Origin of the sequence: Streptomyces albidochromogenes (assembly GCF_005981925.1) — a bacterium.
Lineage (GTDB): Bacteria > Actinomycetota > Actinomycetes > Streptomycetales > Streptomycetaceae > Streptomyces > Streptomyces albidochromogenes.
This window is the reverse complement of record NZ_VBVX01000615.1, coordinates 1-1,376: the sequence shown is the minus strand read 5'-3', so window position 1 is coordinate 1,376 and position 1,376 is coordinate 1. Positions and strand designations below refer to the sequence as shown.

Genomic DNA, 1,376 nt, shown 5'->3' with positions numbered 1-1,376 from the left:
GGTCGGGGCCGAGTTCGGCGGCGGCGCGCGACCAGTGGCGGGCGTCGGCGCGCAGGCCCCGGATCGTCCAGAACCAGGCGAGCGAGTGGACCAGGCAGAGCGCCTCGTGCTCGTCGCGGGCGGCGACCGCGCGGCGCAGCGCGGTGCGCAGGTTCTCGTACTCCACCTCCAGGCGGCCGAAGCAGGCGAGCTGTTCGCGGCCGCGCAGCAGCGGCTCGGCCCGGCGGGCGAGTTCGCGGAAGTGGACGAGGTGGCGGCGCTCGGCGGCGGCCCGGTCGTCCGCCTCGTCGAGGCGTTCGGCGGCGTACTCGGCCACGGTCTCCAGGAGGCGGTAGCGCATGGTGCCGTCGCCCGTCGGGGCCGCCACCACGAGCGACTTGTCGACCAGTGAGCCGAGCAGGTCCAGCGCGTCGGGGCCGATCACCGCTTCCGCGGCGGCCAGGTCGCAGCCGCCGGCGAACACGGACAGGGCGCGCAGGGCCGCGCGCTCCCCCTCGTCCAGCAGGTCCCACGACCAGTCGACGACCGCCCGCAGCGTCTGCTGCCTCGGCAGCACGGTGCGGCTTCCGCCGGTCAGGAGCCGGAACCGGTCGTCCAGGCGGTCCGCGATCTGGCGCGGGGTGAGCATCCGCAGCCGGGCGGCGGCCAGTTCGATGGCGAGCGGCAGGCCGTCCAGGCGGCGGCAGATCTCGGCGGCGGCTTCCGGGTCGTCGTCGGTACGGAAGCCGGGCCGCGCGGCCGCGCCGCGCTCGGCCAGGAGGCGCAGGGCCATGGGGTCGGGCAGCGGTTCCACCGGCCGGACGACCTCGCCGGGCACGCCGAGCGGTTCCCGGCTGGTGGCCAGTACGGTCACGCCGGGGCAGCGGGCCAGCAGTTCCTCGGCGAGGCGGGCGGCGGCGTCGATCACGTGCTCGCAGTTGTCGAGCAGGATCAGCATTCGGCGGCGTGCGCAGTGCTCAAGGAGGCGTACGAGCGGATCGTCTCCGTGCCGGTCGGCGGCCCGCAGCTCCTCGGCCCCCGCGCCGCGCAGGACGGTCTCGCGCGCGCCGAGCGCGGCCAGGACGGCTTCGGGCACGGTGCCGGGGTCGTCGACGGGGGCGAGTTCCGCGAGCCAGGTGCCGTCCCGCCAGGCCCCGTCGGCCGCTTCCGCCGCCTCCTGCGACAGCCGGGTCTTGCCGGCGCCGCCGGGGCCCAGCAGGGTGACCAGGCGGGCACCGGCGAGGTCGGCGGTGATGGCCGCGATGTCGCTCTCGCGGCCCACGAACGACGTCAGGCGGGCGCGCAGGTTCCCCTGCGGCAGGGGCCGTTCGGGCGCGGGCGTGGACGGCGCGGCGCTCCCGGCCCTGTAGGGGACGGCGTGGCGGTCGGCGTGGGGG

Annotated in this window: 1 protein-coding gene; it reads right to left on the bottom strand. The window is 77.3% G+C overall.

The features are described 5' to 3' along the window. The coding region (locus E2E34_RS34315) for an ATP-binding protein (RefSeq protein ID WP_341870250.1) at window positions 1–1,376 on the bottom strand (1,376 nt) is incomplete at both ends.